This is a genomic window from Aeromonas rivipollensis (assembly GCF_010974825.1).
In the GTDB taxonomy this organism is placed as follows: Bacteria; Pseudomonadota; Gammaproteobacteria; order Enterobacterales; family Aeromonadaceae; genus Aeromonas; species Aeromonas rivipollensis.
This window is the reverse complement of the sequence record NZ_JAAILA010000036.1, coordinates 1-24214: the sequence shown is the minus strand read 5'-3', so window position 1 is coordinate 24214 and position 24214 is coordinate 1. Positions and strand designations below refer to the sequence as shown.

The following is a 24214-nucleotide window of genomic DNA, read 5'->3' as shown; positions in this document are numbered from 1 at the left end:
GGCCTACCTGTACCCCTTCGAATACAAGTAAAGCTTAAAGTGTTGCTGTCTTATCGACAGCTGTAACGTGGGCCGGGCGATTATAAGTGAAGTTGCCTTAAATATCACCTGCTAATTTCACTGCCATGAAGCTAGCAAATGTCGCCCGGCCCTACCTGCCGCAGATGCCCATCCGACTGGCAGGCGCGGTATTGTGACTAAGGAAGGTGCACTCTTGCAAGGTATTCGTGCGATTGCATTTCCTGGAGCCGTGAAAGACAGCGCTTGAATTCGAAATTCAGCAGGCCATCTCCGTAGAGCGCAGCCATGGGCACCGCCGCCGACAGAATGAGTTTGACGTGTCGCTCATAGAACTCGTCCACCATGGCGATGAAACGGCGCGCCGCATCGTCCGTGCCTGTGCCCATGGGCTGCACGTTGGCCAGCAGGACGGTGTGAAACTCCCGGGCCAGCTCTATGTAGTCCCCCTGGGATCGCGGAGTACAGCAGAGCTGTTCGAACTCCATATAAAGCACCCCTTCCCCCACGCCCAGCGCGCTTAGCTGACGATGGTTGATCTCCAGCGTGGCGGCCGCGATCTGCCCCAGCCCGGTCAGTTGCCCAAAATAGCGGTCCAGATTGGACTTGGCCTGCTGATCCAGCGGGAAGTGATAGATTTCCGCCTGCTCCAGGGTGCGCAGCCGGTAGTCGACGCCGCCATCCACATTGAGAACCTCGCAGTGGCGCTCAATGAGGGCAATGGCAGGCAGGAAGCGGGCTCGCTGCAGCCCATTGCGATAAAGGTCCCGGGGCGGGATGTTGGAGGTGGCCACCAGCACAACGCCATGACCAAACAGCTCCTGGAACAGGGTGCCCAGCAGCATGGCATCCGTGATGTCGGAGACGAAAAACTCGTCAAAGCAGATGATGTCTGTCTCGCCGGCCAGCTTGCTGGCGATGAGCTTGAGCGGATCGGCCTGACCGGTCAGCCCCTTGAGTTCATCGTGCACCCGATGCATGAAACGGTGGAAGTGGACGCGCAGTTTGCGCTCCCCCGGCAGGCTGTCGAAAAAAGTATCCATCAGCCAGGTCTTGCCTCTGCCCACTCCGCCCCACATATAGAGACCCAGGATGGGCTCGCGGGCTTTCGGCTTTTGCAGCCAGCCCAGCAGGCCACGGGATCTGGTCGGAGTCGGGCTGGCGCACAAATCCTGATAGAGTCGCTCCAGGCGGGTCACGGCCATCGCCTGGGCCGGGTCGGCCAAAAAGCCGGGACGCTGCAAATCCTGCTGGTATTTTTGCTGCGGGGTCATCCTGTAAACCGCCTCCAAGTCCCTGAATGAGGGACAAAATGGTATCACGCTCTCGGGGTGCACGGTATAGTGCCAACGAGGCATCGCGGTCAATCCGGCCGCCTCAAACTCATCGATTTAGCTGTAACAAGGAGCTTCTATGACTCTGTTAAACGGGATCCTGCTGGCGGTAGCCGCCCTGATCATCGGCGTGTTGATCGGCCGTTTCACTGTCCGCAGCCGGGATGCCGGGCGCCTGGAACAAGAGCTGAAAAAGGCTCACAAGGAGCTGGAAAGCTACCAGGGCCAGATCACCACCCACTTCGCCGACAGCGCCGCCCTGATGGAGCAGTTGGCCGATCAATACCAGACCCTCTATCGCCACATGGCCGAACAGAGCAAGTTCCTCGCCAAGGCGCAGGAGCCCTTGTTCCGCGAACCTCAGGTGGAAGAAGGCAACGCTGACTCCGCCAACGAGGAGCCGGGCCAGCCGCCCCGTGACTACGCCGGTGCCTCCGGCCTGCTCAAGCAGCCCGGTTAGCCTCTGGTGGAACTAATTACGCCTTATCGTGGTCAGACCTTGACGATTGCATTGCAACTTTTTCTGGGAGCTGTTTCTCATATGCGTAAATCTCTTTCTGTATTCAGTGTGTTAGCCCTCAGTGTCGGTATCGCCCTGTCAGCCGCGCCGGCACAAGCCGCCCTGCCCCTGATGGGCAACAGCCAGGAGATGCCGAGCCTGGCCCCCGTCCTCGAGCAGGTAACCCCTGCCGTGGTCAACATCTCCGTCTCTGGCAAGAAGATCACCCGCCAGCGCCTGCCGGAACAATTCCGCTTCTTCTTCGGCCCCAACATGCCCGATGAGCAGGTGAGCGAGCAGCCTTTCCAGGCCCTTGGCTCCGGCGTCATCATCGATGCCAAGAAGGGCTACGTGATCACCAACGCCCACGTGGTCCACGAGGCGGACGAGATCAAGGTCAACCTGAAAGACGGTCGCGAATACGCGGCCAAGAAGATAGGTGAAGACAAGCAGTCCGATATTGCCCTGCTGCAAATCAAGGCGGAGGACCTGGTGCAGATCAAGTTCGCCGACTCGGACGAGCTGCGGGTCGGTGACTATGCCCTGGCCATCGGCAACCCCTTCGGCCTGGGTCAGACCGTCACCTCGGGTATCGTCAGCGCCCTGGGCCGCAGCGGCCTCAACATCGAGAACCTGGAGAACTTCATCCAGACCGATGCGGCCATCAACTCGGGTAACTCGGGTGGTGCCCTGCTCAACCTGCGTGGGGAGCTGATCGGCATCAACACCGCCATCCTGGGCCCGAACGGTGGCAACATCGGCATCGGCTTTGCCATCCCCTCCAACATGGTGCGCGACCTGTCCGAGCAGATCGTGAAATACGGTGAAGTGCGCCGTGGCCAGTTGGGGATCACCGGCACAGAGCTGACCACGGATATCGCCAAGTCCTTCGGCTACAACAAGAAGGATGGTGCCTTCGTCAACCAGGTCATGCCTGACTCCGCCGCCGCCAAGGCGGGCATCAAGGCCGGCGACATCATCATCAGCATAGATGGCAAGCCCATCCGCTCGTTCGGTGAACTGCGGGCCAAGATCGCCACCATGGGCGCCGACAAGCAGGTTGCACTCGGCCTCATCCGTGATGGCAAGGAGCAGACCGTCAAGGTCACCCTGAAGAAGGCCGATGACAGCGAGATCCTCGCCAGCGCCCTGCACCCGGCACTGGAAGGGGCCAAGCTCAGCACCACCTCGGATCCGGTGACCGGCGTAGCTGTGGCCGACATAGATCCGCGCTCCCCTGCCGCCGCCGCCGGCCTGCAGAAGGGCGACATCATCATCGGGGTCAACCGTCTGCGCATCAACTCCATGGATGAGCTGACCAAGGCCTTGAAGAACAAGCCGGAAGTCCTGGCGCTGAACATACAGCGCGGCGACTCCTCGCTCTATTTGGTGATCCGTTAAGTCCCTCACACCCGCGGCAACCGCCGCGGGTGATTTTTATCCACCGATAATGTTATTCTCTGCGCGCAGCATGTACGGACGAGAATGACATGAAAATCCCACCTTTGATCAGTTACTTGGGCAAGTCTGTCGGCTTTGGCCTCACCGTGGCTGCGCTCCTGCTGCTGCTGTTCCCCAGTTTTCGGGGCGGCGCCCCCCTGCCGGGTCTCATCACCAATGCCCGCGAGCTGAGTTTCTCCTATGCCGCCCACCGCGCCGGCCCTGCCGTCGTCAACATCTACACCCGCAGTTTCGCCGGCAATCGCGGCGAGAAGGCAGAGCTGAGGCCACAGGGGCTGGGCTCAGGGGTCATCATGAACCAGCGCGGTCATGTGCTGACCAACTACCACGTCATCGCCGATGCGGACCAGATCATAGTCGCGCTACAGGATGGCCGGGTATTCAGCGCCGAGCTGGTCGGCACCGACAAGCTGACCGATCTCGCCGTGCTCTACATAGAGTCAGACAACCTGCCGGTGATACCGCAGGATCCGGAGCGCCTGCCGGACGTGGGCGATGTGGTGCTCGCCATCGGCAACCCCTACAACGTCGGCCAGACCATTACCCAGGGCATCATCAGTGCCACCGGCCGCATCGGTCTCTCCAGCATGGGACCGGACAGCAACGGCCGACAGGATCTGCTGCAGACCGATGCCGCCATCAACGAGGGCAACTCGGGTGGCGCCCTGGTCAATGGCCGTGGCGACCTGGTGGGCATCAACACCGCCGCCTACCACCTCAATGGCAATCAGGAGAGCTACGGCATCAGCTTCGCCATCCCCTACAAGCTGGCCAAGCGGATCATGGACGAGCTGATCGCCAATGGCCGTGTCATTCGCGGCTACCTCGGCATCTCCAGCGTCGAGATCAACCCCATAGTCGCGCGCATGATGAATCTCGGGGATCTGCAGGGTCTGGTGGTGGAGAGTCTGGATCCCGACGGCCCGGCCACCAAGGCAGGCCTCAGGCGCGGGGATGTGCTGCTCAAGATCAACGGTGAAGCCATCAGCGGCGTGCGCCCCGTGATGGACAAGATCGTCGAGAGCCGCCCCGGCACCAAGCTGACCATCTCGGTGATCCGCAATGGCAAGCCTCTGGACGTCGACGTCATCATAGAGGAAGACGTGCGCTACCAGAATCTGCCCACCAGCAGCGCATCACCCGCCAGCTGACGGCAGGGAGCCAACAGAGGGGCCATCAGGGCCCCTTTTTCGTGCCTCCCTCTCAGGCCCCCCTTTCCTGGCGTGAGATGACTCACAGTTTCCACCGGCGTACGACCGGGCGGCTGCGGGGTGAAACTGTGGTCCCGCTCACACGGCGCCGGGGTCAATCCCCTCCCTTTCCCCCTTGTCGCCACAAATTCAGCCTCTTTCGGGGCTTTTTTCCCGGAATTTCCATTTCGAATCGGAAAAACAGTGCCTCCTCCTGCCCTCTTCCCCGCCTTAAGGTAATCCCATCCTTTCTGCCAGCCTTGGAGAGCAGACCTTGACTACCGACACTCATGACACAGCCCTGACCCCGAACAGCCCGGCGTTGCTGCGCAAGACAGATCTCACTCTGGCGCGCATCCACAGCCTGCTGGCGGATCAGGGCATCATCCCCAACGAGGTGCAGAAACAGATGCTCGCCTCCCACGTCAAGGCCATGGTGTGGCGCTCCCACAGCGGTGAAGCCCTGCCCGAGGTCGACCTCAGCCTGTTCGAGGAGATCTCCCCCCTCTCCCTGCGCCTCGCCGAACAGGTGGTCGGCTGGCTGGACAGGCTGGCCTATGAAGAGGCCCACCTCTTGTCCGTCCATTTCGAAGTTGCCAAAGAAAATGAACTCAGCTCAGTCAAAGGAGAAATCTAAATGTCAGCCATCAAACTCGTGATTGGAGATCGTCTCGGCAAGGGTCAGAAGGTAGGAGCAGGGGCAGAGGCCGCCGGCGCCACAGTGACCGTCATCCCCGGCATGGCCGCCGACATGAAGCTCGGTGATGTGATGAACAAGGAGCAGGCGGATCTCGGCATCTCCTTCTGCGGCAGCGGCGGCGCCGGCGCCATCACGGCCCAGACCAAGTACGGCTACAAGTGCCGCTACGGCATGCGCTCCGTCGAGGAGGGTGTGACCGCCATCAACGAAGGCTGCGTGGTGCTGGGCTTCGGCTTCATGGACAAGGAAGAGCTGGGCCAGAAGCTGGTCGAAGCCTTCGCCAAGAAACACGGGCGCGCCTGATGAAAGAGGACTTCACCACCCAGGTCATGGTCAACGGCAAGGGGGCGACCCGCCAGCAGGCGTTTGCCGCCGCCCTCGGTCAGGTGCAATCCAGCCTGCTCAAGGACAACCCCAGGGTGATGCTGCGCATCGAGCCGCTCGAGGTCCGGGTGCTCAAGGCCGAGGAGTCGGTGCGGGTGGAGAAGTTCCTGTTCTTCTTCCTGCCGCGCCAGCGCCGCGAGTTCAGGGTCCAGCTGGAGATCTCGGTCAAGGTCAGCAGCCTGGATGTCGACAAGGTGGATTTCACCAGGGCGTAACCCCACAACCAAAAGGACATGTTGGATGTTTCTAATCATTTTGATGAAGTCACTCATCATCGGCGGCCTGGTGGGCGTCGGCGTGGGAGCCGGTGCGGCGCGGATGTTCCACGCCCCGACAGTACAGGGCATGGGTGCCTTCCGCACCCTGGGTGAGCTCAACTCCTGCGAAGGGGATCCCGCCTCCCACTTCTCGTTCGGCCTTGGCTTCTTCTTCAATGCCTGGGCCTCCACGGTCGCGGCAGGAGCCTTCACCCAGGACGTGGACCACCGCATCATCCCGCACTGGGCCACGGCCGCGCTGCTGTTCAAGAACCGGGATCTCGCCACTACCCTGCACGACCCCAAGAAGATGGCCATCGCCGGCGGCATCATAGGTGCCATCGTCGTCGCCTTCCTCAACAGCACGGCGGCGGCCGTACCCGAGGCCCTGCAGGTCACTGCGGTCAAGGTGCTGGTGCCGGCCGCCAACCTGCTGGTCAACACCGTCATGCCGGTGATCTTCTGGCTGGCCGCCATTGAGGCGGGCAAGAAATCCGGCTTCTGGGCCACCATCTTCGGCGGTCTGGCGCAGCTCATCATGGGCAACGCCGTGCCGGGCCTGGTGCTTGGCATCCTGATCGGCAAGGGGGTCGAAGAGAGCGGCTGGAACCACGTCACCAAGGTGATGATGAGCGCCATAGTGCTGCTGTTCGTGCTGAGCGGCTTCTTCCGCGGCTTCGATATGAAACTGATTGAGTCCTTCCACCTGGGCATTCCCCTGTGGCTGGAAAACGTCCATCACCTGCTTGGCAGTAAATAAGGGACCACCACATGGATGAGAAACTGAGAAACAACTTCTGGTACGCCGACTGGTCCTTCCCCATCTTCGTCGGTCTGCTGTCGGCCGGGGTCTTTGCCGGGACCCACATGTTCTACCTGTACGGGGTCGGCGCCTTCAACGAGGTGGCCTTCGTCGCCATGCTGAAAGCCGGGATGGACACAGGAGCCTACGGCGCGGTCGCAGCCTTCGGTGCCAGCTTCCTGTTTGCCCGCATCATAGAGGGCTCCCTGGTGGGGATCCTGGATATCGGCGGCGCCATCCAGACCGGCGTCGGCCTGGGGGTTCCCGCCCTGCTGCTGGGTGCCGGCATCGTCTACCCGGTGGAGAACTTCGGCGCCTCCCTGGTCACCGGCATGGCCATAGGTCTGGCCATCGGCTACGTGATCATCCTGGCGCGCAAGTTCACCATCAACCAGAGCAACTCCACCTACGGGGCGGATGTGATGATGGGGGCTGGCAACAGCTCGGGCCGCTTCCTCGGCCCCCTGATCATCCTCTCCGCCATGGGGGCCTCCATCCCCATAGGGCTGGGTTCCCTGGCAGGAGCGCTGCTGTTCTACATCTGGGAGAAGCCCATCACAGGCGGCGCCATCCTGGGTGCCATGCTGCTCGGTACCTTCTTCCCGGTTGCCTTGGCTTAATCACAGGCCGTCTCTCGGCGGCATTGAAGAACCTGTTTGCGATCTGTCGCGAGAGGTCGTCAGCAAGGTGAAGAGCTGCGCAGGAACCGGAGCGTATAGATATACGTGAGAACTCTTGGTTACAAATAAGCGAGCAGCACATGAGCCTTGGAAGCGGCCTCGCAGTAAGAGCGCAAGCAGGTTCCAAGAGGGATATCAGCATGTACGACATCATCATCAGAGCGGGACGCCAGGGAAATGGCCAGCTCATCGACATCGCCATCCAGGACGGCAAGATTGCGGCCCTCGGCCAGCTGCCAGTGGCGGCCGAGGCGAAGCGAACCCTCACACTAGCCGGACAGGTTCATGTGAGCGCCGGCTGGATTGACGGCCACACCCACTGCTACCCCACCTCCCCCATCTATCAGGATGAGCCGGACAAGGTGGGCGTCGAGTCCGGTGTCACCACAGTCATAGACGCGGGCAGCACGGGGGCCGACGACGTGGACGACTTCCAGCGCCTCGCCGCTGGCTGCAAGACCCGGGTCCATGCCCTGCTCAACATCTCCCGCATCGGTCTGCTGCGCCAGAACGAGCTGGCCAACCCCGCCGACATAGATCCCGCTCTCGCCCGGGCGGCCATTCGGCGTCACCCCTCCTTCATCGTCGGCATCAAGGCGCGGATGAGCGGCAGCGTGGTGGGCGAGAACGGCCTGCAGCCGCTGCGCGTGGCCAAGCAGATCCAGCGGGACAACGGCCAGCTGCCGCTGATGGTGCATGTAGGCAACACGCCGCCGGATCTCGACGAGATAGTCGCCCTGCTGGGAGAGGGGGATCTGCTGACCCACTGCTTCAACGGCAAACCCAACCGCATCCTGACCCCGGCCGGCGAGTTGCGGGTCGCGGTGCGGGACGCGATGCAACGGGGCCTGCGCCTCGACATCGGCCACGGCGGCGCCAGCTTCAGCTTCGAGGTGGCAGAGACCGCCATCCGGCAAGGGATACTGCCTCACACCATCAGCTCGGATATCTACTGCAAGAACCGCATCAAGGGCCCCGTCTACAGCCTGGCCCACGTGATGTCGAAGTTTCTCGCCATCGGCATGACCCTGGAGCAGGTGATCGCCTGCGTCACCAGCCATGCCGCCGATGCCCTGCGTCTGCCCGGCAAGGGACGACTCGAGGTGGGCGCCGATGCCGACCTGACCCTGTTCGAGGTCATGAGCGGCCCGACGCTCTTTACCGATACCGAAGCCGAGTCCCGCCACGGCGACCGGCAACTGCGCCCCCTCGCCGCCCTGGTCGGCGGTGACCTGGTTCTCACTCAATATGGACAATCCCACCATGCCTTCCGTGTATGAGAAATATCAGCTCAAACCCGTGATCAACGCCTCCGGGCGCATGACCATCCTCGGCGTCTCCACCCCGGAGCAGGAGGTGGTCGACGCGGTCAACTTCGGCCTTGGCCACTACTTCGAGGTCAAAGACCTGGTCAACAAGACAGGTGCCTACCTGGCCGGCCTGCTCGGCGTGGAAGACGCCGTGGTGGTCTCCTGCGCCAGTGCCGGCATAGCCCAGTCGGTGGCCGCCGTCATAGTGCGCGGCGATCCCTACCGCCTCGAGCAGTTGCATGCCCATGCCCACGGGGTGCCGAGCGAGATAGTGCTGCCCAAGGGTCACAACGTGAACTTCGGCGCGCCGGTCGGCACCATGGTCAACCTGGGGGGCGGCAAGGTGGTAGAAGCTGGCTATGCCAACGAGTGCTCCCCCGCCCAGCTGGCTGCCGCCATCAACCCCAATACCGCCGCCATTTTCTACATCAAGTCCCACCACTGTGTGCAGAAGAGCATTCTGTCAGTCTCTGAGGCGGCCGAGGTGGCCAGGGCCCACGGGCTGCCGCTCATCGTCGATGCGGCGGCGGAAGAGGATCTGCGTCTCTATTACCAGCAAGGGGCGGATCTCGTCATCTACAGCGGCGCCAAGGCCATCGAAGGGCCCACCAGCGGCCTGGTGCTCGGCAAGCGTCAGTATGTGGGGTGGGTCAAGCAGCAGGCCAACGGCATAGGGCGCGCCATGAAGGTGGGCAAGGAGGGGATCCTCGGCCTGACCCACGCCATAGAGCGCTACCTGGAGAAAGAGCAGGAGAGCGGCGCCGCCATGGTTGCCAAGATGACTCCCTTCATCGAGCGCCTCAACCTGCTGCCCGGCGTCACCGCCCGGGTGGTGTGGGACAGTGCGGGGCGCGACATAGCCCGCACCGACATCGCCTTCGAGCATGCTCAGATCGGCATGACGACGGTGCAACTGGTGGCTCGCCTGCAGCAGGGCAATCCGGCCATCTACTGCCGCGGCTACAAGGCCAACGAGGGGCACATCGAGATCGACGTGCGCAGCGTCAGCACGGCCCAACTAGACCAGATCCATTCCGCCATTGCCAACCTCGTTCAGGAGAACCGCTGATGTCCCTTGTTCCCAACTACTACCGTGATCGTGTCTGTCTCAACGTGCTGGCAGGGTCCAGACAGAATGCCGTCGATATCTATGAGGCGGCCGAGGGGCACGTGCTGGTCGGCGTGCTCTCCAAGAACTACCCGGATGTGCCCTCCGCCGTCGCCGACATGCGGGAGTACGCCAGGCTTATCGACAACGCCCTCTCCATCGGTCTGGGAGCGGGGGATCCCCGCCAGTCCGCCATGGTGGCCGAGCTGGCTCGCCAGCTGCAGCCCCAGCACGTCAACCAGGTGTTTACCGGAGTGGGCCCCAGCCGGGCGCTGCTGGGTCAGCCTCACAGCCTGGTCAACGGCCTTGTCTCCCCCACCGGCACCCCCGGCATGGTGAAGATCTCCACCGGTCCCCTCAGTGCCCAGCAGCCGGACGGGATTGTGCCCATCGACACCGCCATTGCCCTGCTCAAGGACATGGGCGGCAGCTCGGTCAAGTTCTTCCCCATGGGAGGCCTGGCCTGCCGCGACGAGTATCAGGCGGTGGCCGAGGCCTGTGCCCGGCACGGCTTCTGGCTGGAACCCACCGGCGGCATCGATCTCGACAACTTCGAGGAGATAGTGCGCATCGCGCTGGAGGCCGGGGTCGAGAAGGTGATCCCCCACGTCTACAGCTCCATCATCGACAGCGAGAGCGGCCAGACCCGCCCCGAGGATGTGCGCACCCTGCTCGCCATGGTGAAGACGCTGCTGGCATAACGACCCCCGCAGGCACCGGTCCGATCACAGGCCGGTGTCTGGCTTGTTGATGATCCCCTTGTTAACATCGACCCTTTATTTCGCAACAGGAGTCTTGCCTCACCCCATGATCAAGCTGCCCCACCCCAGGCTCCATCAACTGCTGACCCAGCTCCATGCCGAACCACTGCCGCAGGAGGAGCTGGCCCGTCGCCTCAATGTCTCCACCCGCACGGTGCGCACCGACGTGGCGACCCTCAACGAGCTGATCGCCACCCAGGGCGCCCACCTGATCCACCAGCGAGGCACCGGCTATCAGCTCAAGATTTACAATCAGGGACTGTTTGATGCGCTGCTGGCGGCACAGGAGCAGGAGAGCAGCCTGCCGCGCACCAGTCGCGAGCGGGTGCTGCATCTGCAGATCCTGCTGCTGACGGCGGAGCAGGGGATCAAGCTCGACGAGCTGGCGGATACCTGGTATCTGAGCCGGGCGGCCCTGCAGGGAGACATGGCACAGGTGAGGGAGCGGCTCGCCCACTTCGGGCTCACCATAGAGAGCAAGCCACGGCTGGGCATGCGTATCCAGGGGAGCGAGGCGGCGATCCGCGCCTGCCTGACCCAGCTGCTCTGCCAGGAGCTGCTGCACAACCACCCGTTGCAGAGCCTGCTGCCCACCCTCTGCCCCAGCAAGACCCTGGAGGTCGTGGGCAACCACATTCACGATCAGCTCGGCCGCCATCAGTTGCGCCTCGCCGACGAGAGCCTGCAACAGCTCGCCATCTATTGCGCCGTCGCCCTGCTGCGTCAGGCGGCAGGCCACGAGCTGCGACAGTTTGCCAGCGACGACATCACCCAGACCCTGGCCGCGGTGGCCCGCGACATCTATGCCGAGCTGCCGACCCTGACCCCGCCGGGGGAGGAGGAGATCGCCTGCCTCGCCATCCAGATCCAGGCCCGGCTCACTGCCGATACTCCCCAGCTCAGCCCGACCATGGCCGCCGAGAGCGAGCAACTGGTGGAGCATCTGCTGACCTACATCCACCAGCACTACCCCTATGATCTGCGCGCCGACCCGCAGTTGCGGGCCGACCTGCAGACCCACATAGGTGCCATGCTGCTGCGGGTCAAATACCAGATAGGCAGCCACAACCCGCTGGCGGACCACATCAAGCAGTACTATCCCCTCGCCTACGACATCACCCTGGCCGCCATCTCGGAATGGATAAGGCAGACCCCCTACCGGCTGACCCATCACGAGATCGGCTATCTGGTGATCCATATCGGGGTAGGCCTGGAGCGCCACTATGATATCGGTTACACCCGTCGCCCCCAGGCCATGCTCCTGTGCGATGCGGGCAACGCCACCTTCCGGGTACTGGAGGCGCGCATCCGGCGGGAGTACCCCCAGCTGCAGCTGACCACTCTGGAGTCGGTACGGGATTACGAGGGACTGGCACAGATCGAGCAGGACTTTGTCATCAGCACCCTCAAGGTGAGCGAGAAGAACGCCCCCGTGGTACAGGTCGCCCCCTTCCCGACCCAGTACCAGCTGGAGCAGCTCGGCAAGCTGGTGCTGATCGATCGCACCCGCCCCTACCTGCTGGACAAGTATTTCGATGCCGACCACTTCATGGTGGTCACAGAGCCGCTCACCCAGGCCGAACTATTTGCCCGTATCTGTGATCAGCTGGAGGCGGAAGAACTGGTGGAAAGCGGCTTCAGAGCCTCACTGCAGGAGCGGGAGCGGATCGTCTCCACCCTGCTGGGAGAGGGCATAGCCCTGCCCCACTCCCTCGGTCTGCTGGCCCGCCGCACCCTGGTCTATACAGTGCTGGCCCCTCAGGGGATCGACTGGGGCAATGGCGAGACCGCCACCCTCATCTTCGTGCTCGCCATCAGCAAGGCGGACTACGAGGAGGCAATGGGGCTCTACGATCTGTTTCTGGCGCTGATGAACGAAAAAGCCAGCAGGGCTCTGCTGGCTTGTCGGGATTTTTGCGACTTCAAGGCGCTGGCGCGCGCCGGATCATGACGGCAAGGGAGGCGCCGCTCACTCCTCGTTGAAGCCCGAGGTGAACAGCGCCACCACGGCGGCCAGGGCCTCCACCTCTTCGGGGCCCTCGACCTGCACCTCCACCTGCTTGCCCTGAGCAGAGTCCAGCATCAGCAAGCCGATCACGCTGTCCGCATCGGCCTCGATGCCGTCCTCGTTGCGCAGCAGCACATGGGCATCGAACCCCTGCACCAGCTCGAACAGCATCATGGCCGGTCTGGCATGGATTCCCAGCTTGTTTTTGACTTCTACCGAGGCGGAAACTGTCATCTGAACATCCTGTGGGTCTGTCAGGCTTGGGTGGAGCGCTTGTCCAGCGTGCGGTGACGGATCTGCACGTTCTTGCCAAGCAGTCGGAAGGTGCTGGCCAGCCGCTCGGCGATGAACACCGAACGATGCTGCCCGCCGGTACAACCTATGCCGACGGTCACATAGCTGCGATTGTTGCGCTCCAGGTGGGGCAGCCAGGTCACCAGCATGTTCTCTATCTGCTGGATGAACAGCATCACGTCCGCCTGGGCCGAGAGGTAGTTGGCCACGGGCTCATCCTGACCGGTGAACGGCTTGAGCTCCGGGATCCAGTGGGGGTTGGGCAGGAAACGGGCATCGAACACGAAGTCCGCATCCTTGGGGATGCCGTATTTGAAGCCGAACGACTCGAACACCAGCACCAGCTCGTTCTCTTTCTTGCCGAGCACCCGGGTCTTGATGAGCTCGCTGAGGTCGTGGATGCTGAGGTTGGTGGTATCGATGCGCAGATCGGCGGTCGAGGAGAGGGGCGCCAGCAGGTGGGTCTCTTCCCGAATCGCCTCATCCAGCGACAGCTGCTTGCGAGACAGGGGGTGCAGCCGGCGGCTCTCGCCATAGCGCTTGAGCAGGGTCCCGTTGTCTGCATCGAAGAAGAAGCTGGAGAACTCCACCCGCCCTTCGTTGCGCACCTGGGTCAGCAGATTGTCCAGCTTGTCGGGCTGGGTCGGCAGGTTGCGCACGTCTATGCTGACCGCCAGCTTGTCATACTGGCTCTCCACCGAGACGATCAGCTGGGGCAGCAGGTTGACCGGCAGATTATCCACGCAGTAGTAACCCAGATCCTCCAGCACCCTCAGGGCCACCGTCTTACCGGAGCCCGAACGACCGCTTACCACTATTAACTGCATCTTGTCCCCTCACGCCAACGTGGCTGTGTCAGACCCGGCATCAGGCCGAGGTCATGATCTGATAGAGTTCTTCGTCGCTGGTCGCCTGGCGCAACTGGCGGCAGACGGCCTTGTCACCCAGCTTGGATGCCATCAGGGAAAGGGTCTTGAGATGCTGCTTGCACTCGCTTTCCGGCACCAGCAATGCAAAGAGCAGGTCAACCGGTTGATTGTCGATAGAATCGAAAGGGATGGGTTCGGAGAAGGTCATCAGCACGGCCGTCGGCGCAAAGGCGTCGTCGATCCGGCCATGGGGAATGGCGATACCGGCACCGATCCCGGTACTGCCCATCTTTTCCCGCGCCAGCAGGCTTTCAAACAGCACCTGGCGGGAGGCGCCGAGGCGCTCTGCGGCCAGCTCACTGATGATCTCGAGGGCGCGTTTCTTGCTGGTACAAGGGACCGCACTCTTGGTGCAGTCCCGACTCAGTATGTGTTCAAGTTGCATAGTTATTTTTGATTTAACTTATCTTTGTGCTTGATGATCTGCCGATCCAGTTTATCCAGCAGGGTATCAATCGCCGCATACATGTCGGCATGCTGCGAATTGGCGAACACCTCACCACCGCTGACATGCAGCTTGGCTTCGGCGATCTGGTTCAGTTTTTCGACGCTCAACACCACATGTACGTTGTTGATATGGTCAAAGTGACGCTCGAGTTTGGCAAATTTGTTATTCACATAATCACGCAGAGCTTCGGTAATCTCGACATGGTGTCCGGTCAGGTTAATTTGCATAACGTCTTCCTTTTGTTTGCCTAAACCAGGCGTTTGCGCTGATTGGATGGCGGGATCAACAAGGATTCACGGTACTTTGCGATCGTGCGTCTCGCCACCATAATACCCTGTTCGGCCAGCAAATCCGCGATCTTGCTATCACTAAGCGGTTTGGCCGGGTTTTCGGCCGTCACCAGCTTCTTGATCAGGGCGCGAATTGCGGTCGATGAGCACTCTCCTCCTCCCTCCGTGTTGACATGACTGGAGAAAAAAAACTTCAGTTCAAAGATGCCACGGGGCGTATGCATGTACTTCTGGGTCGTCACCCGTGAAATCGTCGACTCGTGCATCTCCACCGCCTCGGCGATGTCGTTGAGTACCATGGGTTTCATGGCCTCTTCACCGTATTCGAAGAAGCCCTGCTGCTGCTCGACTATGCAGCTGGCCACCTTGAGCAGGGTGTCGTTGCGGCTCTCCAGGCTCTTGATGAACCATTTGGCTTCCTGCAGATGGGAGCGGATGAACTGGGTATCCGTGCTGCTGCGGGCATTGCGTGCCATGGCCGCATAGGCCTCGTTGACACGGATGCGCGGCGCCGAATCCGGGTTGAGCTCAACCACCCACTTAGCCCCCTTCTTGACCACGGAGACGTCCGGGATCACGTATTGCGATTCACTCTGGATGATGCCATTGCCGGGTCTCGGCTCCAGCTGCTGGATGAGATCCAGCACCTCCTTGAGGTCGCTCTCCTTGAGCCTGGTCTTGCGTGCCAGGGTGCGGTAGTCGCGGTTGCCGAGCAGATCCATGTGCTCGCGGATCACCTCCCTTGCCTCATTGAGCCAGGGCAGATCCGGCGAGTACTGGCCAAGCTGGATCAGCAGACACTCCTGCACCGAGCGCGCGGCTATGCCAACCGGATCGAAATGCTGCACCCGCTTGAGCACGGCTTCCACTTCATCCAGTTCAACTTCTACCTCTTCGCTGCTGACTGCAGCCTGAATATCTTCGAGAGAGACGGTCAGGTAACCGGACTCATCGATGGCATCGATGATGGCGAGGGCGATGGCGGCATCCAGATCGCTGAACGGCGTCAAGCGCATCTGCCACAGCAGATAGTCCTGCAGGTTCTCGGTGGTTTCCCCCTGATAGACGCTGTCTTCCCCATCATGGATAGGCCCGGCGCTCTGGGCCGTACCGGCGGAGTAGACCTCATCCCAGGTGGTGTCCACCGGCAGTTCATCCGGCATCTTGTCCTGCGCCATGGCGTCGCTGGAGTCGAGTTGACTGGCGTCCTGGGGCTCTATCGGGCTGGTTTCCTGCGCCTCATTCTCCTCCTGCTCCAGCAAGGGGTTATTATCGAGCGCTTGCTGAATTTCCTGCTGGAGTTCCAGGGTGGAGAGCTGGAGCAGACGAATCGCTTGTTGTAATTGTGGCGTCATGGTCAGGGACTGACCGAGACGCAACTGTAATGTCGGCTTCATCTACGTCGGGATATCCTTATGTTCAGCGAGGCAGTCACCTAACAAAAATGAGGGGTGCCCCCTTACTATAGACTGAATTGATCGCCCAAATAGACGCGCTTGACCTGCTCATCGGCGAGGATATCGGCCGGTGCCCCCTCGGCAATCATCTTGCCGTGGCTGACGATGTAGGCCTTCTCGCACACATCCAGCGTCTCTCTGACGTTGTGATCCGTGATCAGCACACCCAGCCCTCTTTCCTTCAGATGCTGGATGATCTTCTTGATGTCTATGACCGAAATAGGATCAACACCTGCAAAGGGTTCATCCAACAGGATGAATCGCGGCTCTGCCGCCAGCGCCCGGGCAATCTCGACCCGGCGTCGCTCCCCGCCAGACAGGCTCTGACCCAGGCTGTCGCGAATATGGGTGATGTTGAACTCTTCCAGCAACTGTTCGACCTTATCCTCACGCTCTTCGCGGCTCAACCCCTTGCGGGTCTGCATGACCCCCATCAGGTTGTCGAACACCGACAGGCGGCGGAAGATGGAGGCCTCCTGGGGCAGATAACCGATGCCATTGCGGGCACGGATATGCATGGGCTGCAGGCTGATGTCCTGCTCGTCGATAGTGATGAGACCTGCATCCCGCTGCACCAGGCCCACGATCATGTAGAAGGAGGTGGTCTTGCCAGCACCGTTCGGGCCGAGCAGCCCCACTATCTGGCCGGTACCCACTTCCAGACTCACGTCGCTGACCACCATGCGGCGCTTGTAGCTCTTCTGCAAACCCGTTGCTTTTAACACTGCCATTGCTTCTGTTTCCTACTTCTTCTGATCGGCGGGTTTGTCGAAGTTTTCTACCTGATCCGGCAGGAACACCGTCTTGACCCGCTGGGTGGGTCCCTTGCTCTCGGCGATCATCTTCTGTTTGACGATGTCGTAGCGGATGAGGTCGCCGGTGACCTGGCTGTCTTCCTGCTTGAGCTGACCGTTGCCCGTGATGGTGACCAGGCGGTTCTTCAGCTCGTAGCGAATGCTGTTGCCGTGAGCATTGACCGGCTTGCCGTTGTCCAGGATCTGGAAGAAGGTGGCGGGATTGCCATAGGCGGTCATCACCTCGGCGCCCTTGTCGCCGGAGCGGATCACCACCACCTTGTCGGCCTTAATCTTGATGGTGCCCTGGGTGATGATCACGTCTTCGCTGAAGGTGATGCGGTTGTCCTGCATCTCGGCCACTTGCTTGACCGCATCCACATAGACCTTCTCGGCAAAGTCGGACTCTTTGGCGCTCACTGTACTGCACAGAAGCAGGGCCGCGAGGGCCAGATTAACGTTTTTCATTGAAATAAGTGGCATGGCCTTTATCCAGTAATTCGAAATATTTACGTTCCAGATGGCCCTTCAGGCCAACGCCCTCGGTCTGGAATTCCTGACCCACTATGCTGATGTGCTGGTTGCTTCTCACGTCCTGAGTCACCAGATCCAGCTCCAGATAAGGGGTATCCAGCGTGGAGATGAAAGACGCTGGCAGCAGGCCGTCCAGATGTACCTTGTCACGCAGTATCACGTTGTCATCTGTGTTGAGCACCCCGGTTTCGGCCGTGACTTTCCATTCGGCCTCCCCCTGTTCATCGAACATGTAGACCACCGGCTTGTCGAAGGTGGCCTGCTCGAGGATCTGGTAATACTCCGCATATTCGGACTCCAACCGCTCGGTTCGTTTGCCCTGCTCGTTGAAGCGGGTCGTGACCAGGTTCTTGGCGGTGAAGTCCGGTTGATAGTTCTCTACCTTGGCAGCCGGTTCGGGCGCCAGCTCGATCTCGCCGAGCTGCCAGGCGGCGAGCGCCGCCAGAAACAGCAGGGCGAACAGAAACGTCTGCTTGTTCATACCGAGGCCTCGGGTTGGTAATCACCCAAGCCCTGCGCCTGCAGGATGAGATCACACACCTCGCGCACCGCGCCCACTCCGCCCCCCAGACGGGTCACCAGATCGGCACGAGCCAGCACCAGCGGATGGGCATCTGCCACTGCGATGCCGAGGCCGCAGGCCTGCATCACCGGCAGATCTATGGTGTCGTCCCCCATGTAGGCGGCCTGCTCCGGCGTCATGCCCAGCTTGGCCAGCAGCGCCTCGAAGTGGGGCAGCTTCTGATCCGCCCCCTGCACCAGGTGCTGCACCCCCAGGCCCCTCATCCGATCGCTGACGATACGGGAGTTGCGTCCTGTGATGATGGCAATCTCGATGCCGGCGTTGAGCAGGGCACGCATGCCAGCACCGTCACGGGTGCAGAAGGTCTTCAGCTCTTCGCCGTTATTGCCCATATAGATGAAGCCATTGGAGAGCACCCCATCCACATCGCACACCAGCAGGCGGATCTGCGCCGCCTTCTCGTACTGGCTGCGCGTCACCGGACCATAGAGGGTCGGTACGTCTTGCATCAAATCACCCCGGCTCTCAGCAGGTCGTGCATGTTGAAGGCGCCAAGTGGCCGCCGCTCTTCATCCACCACCAGCAATCCGTTAATCTTTCTGGTTTCCATCAGTTTGACGGCCTCGGCCGCCATCATCTCAGGCCCTACGGTAACACAGTTGGCCGTCATTACGCGGCTGATCGGGGTGTGGTGAATGTCCACCTGCAGATCCAGGATCCGGCGCAAGTCACCGTCGGTGAACAGACCGGCCAGCAGCCCCTGCTCATCCACCACAGCCGTCATGCCGAGGCCCTTGCGGCTCACTTCCAGCAGCGCCTGGCTGATGGTGGCATCTATCCCCACCCGGGGCAACAGCGCGCCGCTGTGCATCAGGTCGCCGACCCGCAGCAACAGCCGCTTGCCCAGTGACCCGCCCGGGTGGGAGAGCGCGAAGTCATCGGCGGTAAAGCCACGCGCTTCCAGCAGGGCCACGGCCAGGGCGTCCCCCATTACCAGGGTCGCCGTGGTGCTGGAGGTCGGGGCCAGACCCAGCGGGCAGGCCTCTTTCTCCACCTTGATGCACAGGTGCACGTTGGCCTCCTTGGCCATGGTGGAGGCCGGGTTGCCGGTCATGCAGATGAGCGGAATGCCGCGACGCTTGAGCACCGGCAGCAGAGCGAGGATCTCGTCACTCTCTCCTGAGTTGGAGATGGCGATGATGAGGTCCCCGGCGGAGATCATCCCCAGATCCCCATGGCTGGCTTCGCCAGGGTGGAGGAAGAAGGCTGGCGTGCCTGTGCTGGCCAGGGTCGCGGCAATCTTGTTGCCGACATGACCCGACTTGCCCATGCCGGTGACCACTATCTTGCCGGCGCAACGCAGCACCATCTCGCAGGCGCGCTCGAAGGTCTCGTCGAGGTACTGGTAGAGCCCATCGATGGCTTGTTTTTCTATGTCCAGCACCGCACGGGCACTGCGACGAAAATCGAACAATTCAGACACTTTTTCAGGCTTTACAGACATAAAGGCACAGCTCCGGGCCGAAATTTGCTGCGGGATTATAAAAAAGTCTGCCGAGATAAGCGAATCGGATGCGGGACGCTCTGCCGCTGATGCAAGTTGTTACATAAAACTGTCGCGTATTTGGGGGGCAAAGCCGCTCAATAGTTGTTCCTTGCTGTTGCTTAGACCTAGACTAGCCCATAAAATTCGCTCTTCATTTATACCGGATGGACAATTGTTTGAACGATGACCTGATCACCATCTCCGACCTGACCTTCAGTCACGGAGATAGGTTGCTGTACGACAGGATCAACCTGACTATTCCCCGTGGCAAGGTCACCGCCGTCATGGGCCCCAGCGGCATCGGCAAGACCACCTTGCTGCGGCTGATCGGTGGCCAGCTGAAGCCTGAGTCCGGTCATATTCTGTTTGACGGGGAAGACATCCCCACCCTCTCCCGCAGCCGTCTGTATGAAGTGCGCAAGCGGATGAGCATGCTGTTCCAGAGCGGCGCCCTGTTCACCGGCATGACGGTGTTCGACAACGTGGCCTTCCCGCTGCGGGAACACTCGGGTCTGCCGGAAGAGCTGATCCACACCATCGTCATGATGAAGTTGCAGGCTGTGGGTCTGCGTGGTGCCGCCCGCCTGATGCCCTCCGAGCTCTCCGGCGGCATGGCCCGTCGCGCAGCCCTGGCCAGATCCATAGCGCTGGATCCGGATCTCATCATGTATGACGAGCCCTTCGTCGGCCAGGATCCCATCACCATGGCGGTGCTGGTCAAGCTCATCAAGGAGCTCAACGATGCCCTCGGCATCACCTCCGTCATCGTCACCCACGATGTGAAGGAGGTGCTGAGCATCGCCGACTACGCCTACATCATCGCCAACCGCAGGGTGGTGGCACAGGGCACGCCGGAGCAACTTCGCGAGGAGCACAATCCCGAAGTCGAGCAGTTCCTCAAGGGATTGCCCGACGGTCCTGTTCCGTTTCATTTTCCGGCAGGCGACCTGCTACAGGATCTGTGATGTTCATAAGTCAGATAAGCAAGCTGGGGCGGAGCGGGGTGCGCTTCATCAGCGCCGTCGGCCGCGCCACCATCATGCTGTTTCACGCGTTGGCGGGCAAACCCGAGCCCCGCAAGCACTTCCCCCTGCTGGTACAGCAGCTCTATGTGGTGGGGGTGCAATCGGTCGCCATCATACTGGTATCGGGTCTCTTCATCGGCATGGTGCTCTCCTTGCAGGGTTACAACGTACTGAAGGACTTCGGCGCCGAGCAGAGTCTGGGGCCCCTGGTCTCCCTCTCCCTGCTGCGGGAGCTGGGCCCTGTGGTCACCGCCCTGCTGTTTGCCGGTCGTGCAGGTTCGGCCCTCACCGCCGAGATCGGCCTGATGAAGGCCACCGAGCAGCTCTCCAGCCTGGAGATGATGGCGGTGGACCCGCTGCGCCGGGTAGTGGCGCCTCGCTTCTGGGCTGGGGTCATCAGCATGCCGCTGCTGGCCTTCATGTTCAGCCTGATCGGCATCTTCGGCGGCAAACTGGTCGGGGTAGACTGGCTGGGGGTGGATGAGGGCAGTTTCTGGTCTGCCATGCAGGCCTCCGTCGACTGGCAGGACGACATCATGCAAGGGGCCATCAAGAGTGTGATCTTCGCCCTGGTGGTGACCTGGATCGCGCTCTTCAATGGCTATGATGCCAAGCCGACCTCGGCCGGGATCAGTCAGGCGACGACCCGTACCGTGGTCCACTCATCCCTGGCCGTGCTCGGTCTGGATTTTATACTCACCGCAGTCATGTTTGGATAAGGGAAAGATGAAGTTCAGCAAAGTAGAATTCCTGGTCGGTGCCTTCATGCTGGCTGGCATCGCAGCCATTCTGGCGTTGGCACTGCAAGTGGCGGGATTGAGTTTCAAACCGGAAGGAGAAACCTATACCCTGCGCGCCCATTTCGATAATATCGGCGGCCTGAAAGTGCGCTCGCCGGTCAAGGTCGGCGGCGTCGTCGTCGGTCGAGTCAGCGACATCACGCTGGATGCCAAGAGCCAGGTGCCCATCGTCTCCCTGCAGATGCAAAAGAGTGCCGGCGAGTTCTCCGAAACCAGCACCCTCTCCATCCTGACCTCGGGTCTGCTGGGCGAGCAGTATGTCGGCCTGGCACCGGGCTTCACCGATGAAGAGATGGGCACCAGCATGCTCAAGGATGGCGACATGATCGAAGACACCAAGTCTGCCATAGTGCTGGAAGACCTGATTGGCAAGTTCCTCTACAGCCAGTCTTCCCCGGCCACCGATACGCCAGCAACCAAGGAGTAACCATGTTCAAGAAGATCGCCCTGCTGCTGGGTCTGATGACCAGCATGCTGTTTTCCGTCTCCGCCCTGGCAGCGGTCAATGCCGCCGACCCCTATGCCCTGGTGGATCAGGCTGCCCAGCAGACCTTCGCCCGCCTGAAGGCGGACAAGTCCCAGGTCAAGAGCAACCCGGATCACCTGCGGGTGATCATCCGCGAAGAGCTGCTGCCCTATGTGGACAACCGCTTCGCCGCCTACAAGGTACTTGGCAACCAGATCAAGGAAACCACCCCGGCCCAGCGCGATGCCTTCGTCCAGGTGTTCACCGAGTACATGGTGAGCTCCTACGCCGATGCCCTGGCCCATTTCGACAAGCAGACCGTCAAGGTCCAGCCTGGCAAGGCGCCCGGTGACAGCAACATCACCGCCGTCAACGTCAGCGTGAAAGAGGCTGGCAAACCGGACATCTTCCTCGAGTTCAAGCTGCGCAAGAACAACAAGACAGGGGAATGGAAGGCCTTCGACATGGTTGCCGAAGGGATCAGCCTGCTCTCCGCCAAGCAGAGCGAGCTCGGTGGCCTCATTCGCCAGAACGGCATAGATGCGGTGATAGCCCAGTTGCGCGAGCACAATGCCAAGCCACTGGTGCTCAAGTCATGACACTCCAGGGGGAGCTGCAGGCACCGCAGGTCAACGCCCTGTGGCAACGGCGATCCGAGTGGTGGCAAGATGATGCGCTCGATATGAGCGGGGTCACCACCCTGGATTCCGCCGGCCTGGCCCTGCTGGTCAAGTGGGCCAAAGCCACCCTGACACGGGGGGCCACGCCGCAACTGGTGGGCGCCTCCACTGATTTTTATACCCTGGCCAAGCTGTACGGTGTGGCCAGTCTGTTTCAACCCACCCCGCCCAACACCGAGGACGCATAATGCAAGTCTCTGAAATTGAAGCGATACTCCTTGAGGCCTTGCCATTGTCCGAAGTCCATGTCAAAGGCGACGGCAGTCACTATCAGGTGATTGCGGTCGGCGACATGTTTGACGGCATGAGCCGGGTCAAGAAGCAGCAGGCCATCTATGCCCCGCTGATGGACAAGATCGCCAGCAACGCCATCCACGCCCTCTCCATCAAGGCCTTTACCGATGCCGAATGGAAGCGCGAACGTAAATTCCTAATGCCCTCCTGATTTGGTATCTAAGTAAATGGACAAATTCAAGATCACCGGCCCCTGCACCCTCTCCGGTGAAGTGACCATCTCCGGCGCCAAAAACGCCGCCCTGCCGATCCTGTTCGCCACCCTGCTGTGCGACGAGGAGATCCAGCTCTCGAACGTGCCGCGCCTCAAAGACGTGGGCACCACCCTCAAGCTGCTGGAGATGCTGGGTGCCAGCACCAAGGTCAACGGCAACGTGACAGTGCTGACCGGCGCCGTGAACAACCACGTCGCCCCCTACGAGCTGGTGAAGACCATGCGCGCCTCCATACTGGCGCTGGGCCCGCTGGCCGCCCGTTTCGGCGCGGCTGACGTCTCCCTGCCCGGTGGCTGCGCCATCGGTGCCCGCCCGGTCAACCTGCACGTTCACGGCCTCGAGCTGATGGGCGCCAAGATCGCCATCGAAGATGGCTACATCAAGGCCCGTGTCGACGGTCGCCTCAAGGGTGCCCACATCCTGATGGACATGATCTCCGTCACCGGCACCGAGAACCTGATGATGGCCGCCACCCTGGCCGACGGTCGCACCGTGATCGAAAACGCCGCCCGCGAGCCGGAAGTGGTCGATCTGGCCAACTTCCTCAACGCCCTGGGTGCCAAGATCCAGGGTGCGGGCACCGACACTCTGACCATCGATGGCGTCGAGCGCCTGCACGGCGGTAGCTACAGCGTGCAGCCAGACCGTATCGAGACCGGTACCTTCCTGGTGGGCGCCGCCGTCACCGGGGGCAAGATCACCTGCCGCAAGACCGACCCTTCCCTGCTGGAAGCCGTCCTCGTCAAGCTGGAAGAGGCCGGTGCGCTCATCGAGAAGGGGGAAGACTGGATCTCCCTCGACATGACGGGTCGCACCCTCAAGCCGGTCACCATCAAGACGGCCCCCTACCCGGCCTTCCCGACCGACATGCAGGCGCAGTTCACCGTGCTGAACGCCGTGGCCAAGGGCACCGGCATGGTCACCGAGACCATCTTCGAGAACCGCTTCATGCACGTGCCCGAGCTGGTACGTATGGGTGCGGACATCGAGCTGCAGGGTAACGTGGCCATCTGCCGCGACACCGAACAACTCAAGGGTGCCCAGGTGATGGCAACCGATCTGCGCGCCTCCGCCAGCCTGGTCCTCGCCGGCTTCGTGGCCGAGGGCACCACCATGGTCGAGCGCATCTATCACATCGACCGTGGCTATGAAGACATAGAGCACAAGCTGCAAGGCCTGGGCGGCTGCATAGAGCGCATCAAGGAGTGATCATCACCTCTTGCCGATGAGCACTAAAAAGGCCCCCTCGCCAGGCGAGGGGGCCTTTTTCATTTCCGTGTCCCGTCCTGAATATGGTTTACACCTTTCCCCACATAAATGGAGACCCCGATGGGACAAGGTGTGAAACGTACACAGCGCGATTACTCGCTGACTTTTAAACTGGCGCTGGTCGAGCAGATTGAAAAA

The 24214-nt window shown here is 61.3% G+C and carries 30 protein-coding genes; 19 read left to right on the top strand and 11 right to left on the bottom strand.

Annotation, left to right across the window (positions count from 1 at the left end):
• Positions 1-197 precede the first annotated feature (197 nt).
• Positions 198-1292, bottom strand: coding sequence for a cell division protein ZapE (gene zapE, locus G4923_RS18950; protein ID WP_163137985.1), 1095 nt, complete (start codon positions 1290-1292; stop codon positions 198-200).
• Positions 1293-1431: 139 nt separating this feature from the next.
• Between zapE and G4923_RS18945 the strand changes: the two genes are divergently transcribed.
• The 12 genes from G4923_RS18945 (at position 1432) to G4923_RS18890 (ending at position 12455) form a co-directional block, all read left to right on the top strand.
• A complete protein-coding gene (locus G4923_RS18945) occupies positions 1432-1812 on the top strand; it encodes a Z-ring associated ZapG family protein (RefSeq protein WP_106885638.1) in 381 nt (126 codons plus the stop codon).
• Between the two features lie 81 nt (positions 1813-1893).
• Positions 1894-3252 (top strand): Do family serine endopeptidase, encoded by a 1359-nt coding sequence (locus tag G4923_RS18940; protein ID WP_106885637.1) that lies wholly within the window; start codon positions 1894-1896, stop codon positions 3250-3252.
• An 89-nt stretch (positions 3253-3341) separates the two neighbouring features.
• Positions 3342-4463: an outer membrane-stress sensor serine endopeptidase DegS gene (gene degS, locus G4923_RS18935; RefSeq protein WP_106885636.1), complete on the top strand. Its 1122-nt coding sequence runs from the start codon at positions 3342-3344 to the stop codon at positions 4461-4463.
• A gap of 313 nt (positions 4464-4776) precedes the next feature.
• On the top strand, positions 4777-5139 hold the full coding sequence (locus G4923_RS18930) for a transcriptional regulator (RefSeq protein WP_106885635.1): 363 nt from the start codon (positions 4777-4779) through the stop codon (positions 5137-5139).
• Positions 5140-5505: an SFCGS family glycine-rich protein gene (locus tag G4923_RS18925; RefSeq protein ID WP_106885634.1), complete on the top strand. Its 366-nt coding sequence runs from the start codon at positions 5140-5142 to the stop codon at positions 5503-5505.
• On the top strand, positions 5505-5801 hold the full coding sequence (locus G4923_RS18920) for a DUF4312 family protein (RefSeq protein ID WP_025328522.1): 297 nt from the start codon (positions 5505-5507) through the stop codon (positions 5799-5801). The genes G4923_RS18925 and G4923_RS18920 overlap by 1 nt, the downstream gene beginning before the upstream one ends.
• Positions 5802-5826: 25 nt before the next feature.
• A complete protein-coding gene (locus tag G4923_RS18915; protein ID WP_106885632.1) occupies positions 5827-6603 on the top strand; it encodes a DUF4311 domain-containing protein in 777 nt (258 codons plus the stop codon).
• Positions 6604-6614: 11 nt separating this feature from the next.
• Entirely contained in the window at positions 6615-7265 is a 651-nt protein-coding gene (locus tag G4923_RS18910; protein WP_025328524.1) for a DUF4310 family protein, read from the top strand.
• 200 nt (positions 7266-7465) lie between these two features.
• Complete coding sequence (locus tag G4923_RS18905; protein ID WP_163137984.1) at positions 7466-8605, top strand: amidohydrolase/deacetylase family metallohydrolase; 1140 nt, start codon at positions 7466-7468, stop codon at positions 8603-8605.
• On the top strand, positions 8589-9704 hold the full coding sequence (locus G4923_RS18900; RefSeq protein ID WP_163137983.1) for a DgaE family pyridoxal phosphate-dependent ammonia lyase: 1116 nt from the start codon (positions 8589-8591) through the stop codon (positions 9702-9704). Before G4923_RS18905 ends, G4923_RS18900 begins: the two co-directional genes overlap by 17 nt.
• Positions 9704-10444, top strand: coding sequence for a 2-dehydro-3-deoxy-phosphogluconate aldolase (gene dagF, locus G4923_RS18895; protein WP_106885629.1), 741 nt, complete (start codon positions 9704-9706; stop codon positions 10442-10444). The genes G4923_RS18900 and dagF overlap by 1 nt, the downstream gene beginning before the upstream one ends.
• A gap of 106 nt (positions 10445-10550) precedes the next feature.
• On the top strand, positions 10551-12455 hold the full coding sequence (locus tag G4923_RS18890) for a BglG family transcription antiterminator (protein ID WP_163137982.1): 1905 nt from the start codon (positions 10551-10553) through the stop codon (positions 12453-12455).
• 18 nt (positions 12456-12473) lie between these two features.
• Here G4923_RS18890 and npr read toward each other — a convergent pair whose 3' ends face one another.
• From npr to G4923_RS18840, 10 genes are all read right to left on the bottom strand, one after another.
• On the bottom strand, positions 12474-12746 hold the full coding sequence (gene npr, locus G4923_RS18885; RefSeq protein WP_005331359.1) for a PTS phosphocarrier protein NPr: 273 nt from the start codon (positions 12744-12746) through the stop codon (positions 12474-12476).
• Positions 12747-12766: 20 nt separating this feature from the next.
• A complete protein-coding gene (gene rapZ, locus G4923_RS18880) occupies positions 12767-13633 on the bottom strand; it encodes an RNase adapter RapZ (RefSeq protein WP_139438909.1) in 867 nt (288 codons plus the stop codon).
• A 40-nt stretch (positions 13634-13673) separates the two neighbouring features.
• Entirely contained in the window at positions 13674-14120 is a 447-nt protein-coding gene (ptsN, locus tag G4923_RS18875) for a PTS IIA-like nitrogen regulatory protein PtsN (protein ID WP_010675870.1), read from the bottom strand.
• A gap of 2 nt (positions 14121-14122) precedes the next feature.
• Positions 14123-14410: a ribosome hibernation promoting factor gene (hpf, locus tag G4923_RS18870; protein ID WP_005305957.1), complete on the bottom strand. Its 288-nt coding sequence runs from the start codon at positions 14408-14410 to the stop codon at positions 14123-14125.
• Positions 14411-14430: 20 nt separating this feature from the next.
• A complete protein-coding gene (locus tag G4923_RS18865; protein WP_163137981.1) occupies positions 14431-15870 on the bottom strand; it encodes an RNA polymerase factor sigma-54 in 1440 nt (479 codons plus the stop codon).
• A gap of 65 nt (positions 15871-15935) precedes the next feature.
• On the bottom strand, positions 15936-16661 hold the full coding sequence (lptB, locus tag G4923_RS18860; RefSeq protein WP_010675872.1) for an LPS export ABC transporter ATP-binding protein: 726 nt from the start codon (positions 16659-16661) through the stop codon (positions 15936-15938).
• A 12-nt stretch (positions 16662-16673) separates the two neighbouring features.
• The gene (gene lptA, locus G4923_RS18855; protein WP_025328531.1) at positions 16674-17192 is read right to left on the bottom strand and encodes a lipopolysaccharide transport periplasmic protein LptA; all 519 of its coding nucleotides are present in this window, start codon (positions 17190-17192) and stop codon (positions 16674-16676) included.
• Entirely contained in the window at positions 17179-17739 is a 561-nt protein-coding gene (gene lptC, locus G4923_RS18850; RefSeq protein WP_042649050.1) for an LPS export ABC transporter periplasmic protein LptC, read from the bottom strand. The genes lptA and lptC overlap by 14 nt, the downstream gene beginning before the upstream one ends.
• Complete coding sequence (kdsC, locus tag G4923_RS18845) at positions 17736-18290, bottom strand: 3-deoxy-manno-octulosonate-8-phosphatase KdsC (protein ID WP_163137980.1); 555 nt, start codon at positions 18288-18290, stop codon at positions 17736-17738. The genes lptC and kdsC overlap by 4 nt, the downstream gene beginning before the upstream one ends.
• Positions 18290-19285 carry a KpsF/GutQ family sugar-phosphate isomerase gene (locus G4923_RS18840; RefSeq protein ID WP_163137979.1) on the bottom strand — a complete coding sequence of 332 codons (996 nt, stop codon included), beginning with the start codon at positions 19283-19285 and terminating at the stop codon, positions 18290-18292. Before G4923_RS18840 ends, kdsC begins: the two co-directional genes overlap by 1 nt.
• 206 nt (positions 19286-19491) lie before the next feature.
• On the opposite strand from G4923_RS18840, the gene mlaF reads away from it, so the two are divergent.
• The 7 genes from mlaF to murA are packed head-to-tail and all read left to right on the top strand — an operon-like array spanning position 19492 to position 24016.
• Positions 19492-20292: a phospholipid ABC transporter ATP-binding protein MlaF gene (mlaF, locus tag G4923_RS18835; RefSeq protein ID WP_025328535.1), complete on the top strand. Its 801-nt coding sequence runs from the start codon at positions 19492-19494 to the stop codon at positions 20290-20292.
• Entirely contained in the window at positions 20292-21071 is a 780-nt protein-coding gene (gene mlaE, locus G4923_RS18830; RefSeq protein WP_025328536.1) for a lipid asymmetry maintenance ABC transporter permease subunit MlaE, read from the top strand. Before mlaF ends, mlaE begins: the two co-directional genes overlap by 1 nt.
• A 7-nt stretch (positions 21072-21078) precedes the next feature.
• Positions 21079-21579, top strand: a complete 501-nt coding sequence (mlaD, locus tag G4923_RS18825; RefSeq protein WP_106885624.1) for an outer membrane lipid asymmetry maintenance protein MlaD — start codon at positions 21079-21081, stop codon at positions 21577-21579.
• 2 nt (positions 21580-21581) lie between these two features.
• Positions 21582-22217, top strand: coding sequence for a phospholipid-binding protein MlaC (gene mlaC, locus G4923_RS18820; protein ID WP_042649053.1), 636 nt, complete (start codon positions 21582-21584; stop codon positions 22215-22217).
• On the top strand, positions 22214-22486 hold the full coding sequence (locus G4923_RS18815) for an STAS domain-containing protein (RefSeq protein WP_042649054.1): 273 nt from the start codon (positions 22214-22216) through the stop codon (positions 22484-22486). The genes mlaC and G4923_RS18815 overlap by 4 nt, the downstream gene beginning before the upstream one ends.
• Positions 22486-22743: a BolA family iron metabolism protein IbaG gene (ibaG, locus tag G4923_RS18810; RefSeq protein ID WP_033115468.1), complete on the top strand. Its 258-nt coding sequence runs from the start codon at positions 22486-22488 to the stop codon at positions 22741-22743. The genes G4923_RS18815 and ibaG overlap by 1 nt, the downstream gene beginning before the upstream one ends.
• A gap of 16 nt (positions 22744-22759) precedes the next feature.
• Positions 22760-24016, top strand: a complete 1257-nt coding sequence (gene murA, locus G4923_RS18805) for a UDP-N-acetylglucosamine 1-carboxyvinyltransferase (RefSeq protein ID WP_106885623.1) — start codon at positions 22760-22762, stop codon at positions 24014-24016.
• Positions 24017-24214: the final 198 nt, after the last annotated feature.

Coding starts and splice junctions, on each gene's coding strand:
- G4923_RS18905 (WP_163137984.1), top strand. CDS start 7,466: ATGTACGACATCATCATCAGAGCGGGACGCCAGGGAAATGGCCAGCTC.
- G4923_RS18920 (WP_025328522.1), top strand. CDS start 5,505: ATGAAAGAGGACTTCACCACCCAGGTCATGGTCAACGGCAAGGGGGCG.
- ptsN (WP_010675870.1), bottom strand. CDS start 14,120: ATGCAACTTGAACACATACTGAGTCGGGACTGCACCAAGAGTGCGGTC.
- G4923_RS18940 (WP_106885637.1), top strand. CDS start 1,894: ATGCGTAAATCTCTTTCTGTATTCAGTGTGTTAGCCCTCAGTGTCGGT.
- ibaG (WP_033115468.1), top strand. CDS start 22,486: ATGCAAGTCTCTGAAATTGAAGCGATACTCCTTGAGGCCTTGCCATTG.
- G4923_RS18815 (WP_042649054.1), top strand. CDS start 22,214: ATGACACTCCAGGGGGAGCTGCAGGCACCGCAGGTCAACGCCCTGTGG.
- mlaF (WP_025328535.1), top strand. CDS start 19,492: ATGGACAATTGTTTGAACGATGACCTGATCACCATCTCCGACCTGACC.
- mlaE (WP_025328536.1), top strand. CDS start 20,292: ATGTTCATAAGTCAGATAAGCAAGCTGGGGCGGAGCGGGGTGCGCTTC.
- hpf (WP_005305957.1), bottom strand. CDS start 14,410: ATGCAAATTAACCTGACCGGACACCATGTCGAGATTACCGAAGCTCTG.
- G4923_RS18840 (WP_163137979.1), bottom strand. CDS start 19,285: ATGTCTGTAAAGCCTGAAAAAGTGTCTGAATTGTTCGATTTTCGTCGC.
- G4923_RS18890 (WP_163137982.1), top strand. CDS start 10,551: ATGATCAAGCTGCCCCACCCCAGGCTCCATCAACTGCTGACCCAGCTC.
- G4923_RS18900 (WP_163137983.1), top strand. CDS start 8,589: ATGCCTTCCGTGTATGAGAAATATCAGCTCAAACCCGTGATCAACGCC.
- lptA (WP_025328531.1), bottom strand. CDS start 17,192: ATGAAAAACGTTAATCTGGCCCTCGCGGCCCTGCTTCTGTGCAGTACA.
- G4923_RS18915 (WP_106885632.1), top strand. CDS start 5,827: ATGTTTCTAATCATTTTGATGAAGTCACTCATCATCGGCGGCCTGGTG.
- degS (WP_106885636.1), top strand. CDS start 3,342: ATGAAAATCCCACCTTTGATCAGTTACTTGGGCAAGTCTGTCGGCTTT.
- G4923_RS18910 (WP_025328524.1), top strand. CDS start 6,615: ATGGATGAGAAACTGAGAAACAACTTCTGGTACGCCGACTGGTCCTTC.
- mlaC (WP_042649053.1), top strand. CDS start 21,582: ATGTTCAAGAAGATCGCCCTGCTGCTGGGTCTGATGACCAGCATGCTG.
- G4923_RS18865 (WP_163137981.1), bottom strand. CDS start 15,870: ATGAAGCCGACATTACAGTTGCGTCTCGGTCAGTCCCTGACCATGACG.
- dagF (WP_106885629.1), top strand. CDS start 9,704: ATGTCCCTTGTTCCCAACTACTACCGTGATCGTGTCTGTCTCAACGTG.
- kdsC (WP_163137980.1), bottom strand. CDS start 18,290: ATGCAAGACGTACCGACCCTCTATGGTCCGGTGACGCGCAGCCAGTAC.
- npr (WP_005331359.1), bottom strand. CDS start 12,746: ATGACAGTTTCCGCCTCGGTAGAAGTCAAAAACAAGCTGGGAATCCAT.
- zapE (WP_163137985.1), bottom strand. CDS start 1,292: ATGACCCCGCAGCAAAAATACCAGCAGGATTTGCAGCGTCCCGGCTTT.
- lptC (WP_042649050.1), bottom strand. CDS start 17,739: ATGAACAAGCAGACGTTTCTGTTCGCCCTGCTGTTTCTGGCGGCGCTC.
- rapZ (WP_139438909.1), bottom strand. CDS start 13,633: ATGCAGTTAATAGTGGTAAGCGGTCGTTCGGGCTCCGGTAAGACGGTG.
- mlaD (WP_106885624.1), top strand. CDS start 21,079: ATGAAGTTCAGCAAAGTAGAATTCCTGGTCGGTGCCTTCATGCTGGCT.
- G4923_RS18925 (WP_106885634.1), top strand. CDS start 5,140: ATGTCAGCCATCAAACTCGTGATTGGAGATCGTCTCGGCAAGGGTCAG.
- lptB (WP_010675872.1), bottom strand. CDS start 16,661: ATGGCAGTGTTAAAAGCAACGGGTTTGCAGAAGAGCTACAAGCGCCGC.
- murA (WP_106885623.1), top strand. CDS start 22,760: ATGGACAAATTCAAGATCACCGGCCCCTGCACCCTCTCCGGTGAAGTG.
- G4923_RS18945 (WP_106885638.1), top strand. CDS start 1,432: ATGACTCTGTTAAACGGGATCCTGCTGGCGGTAGCCGCCCTGATCATC.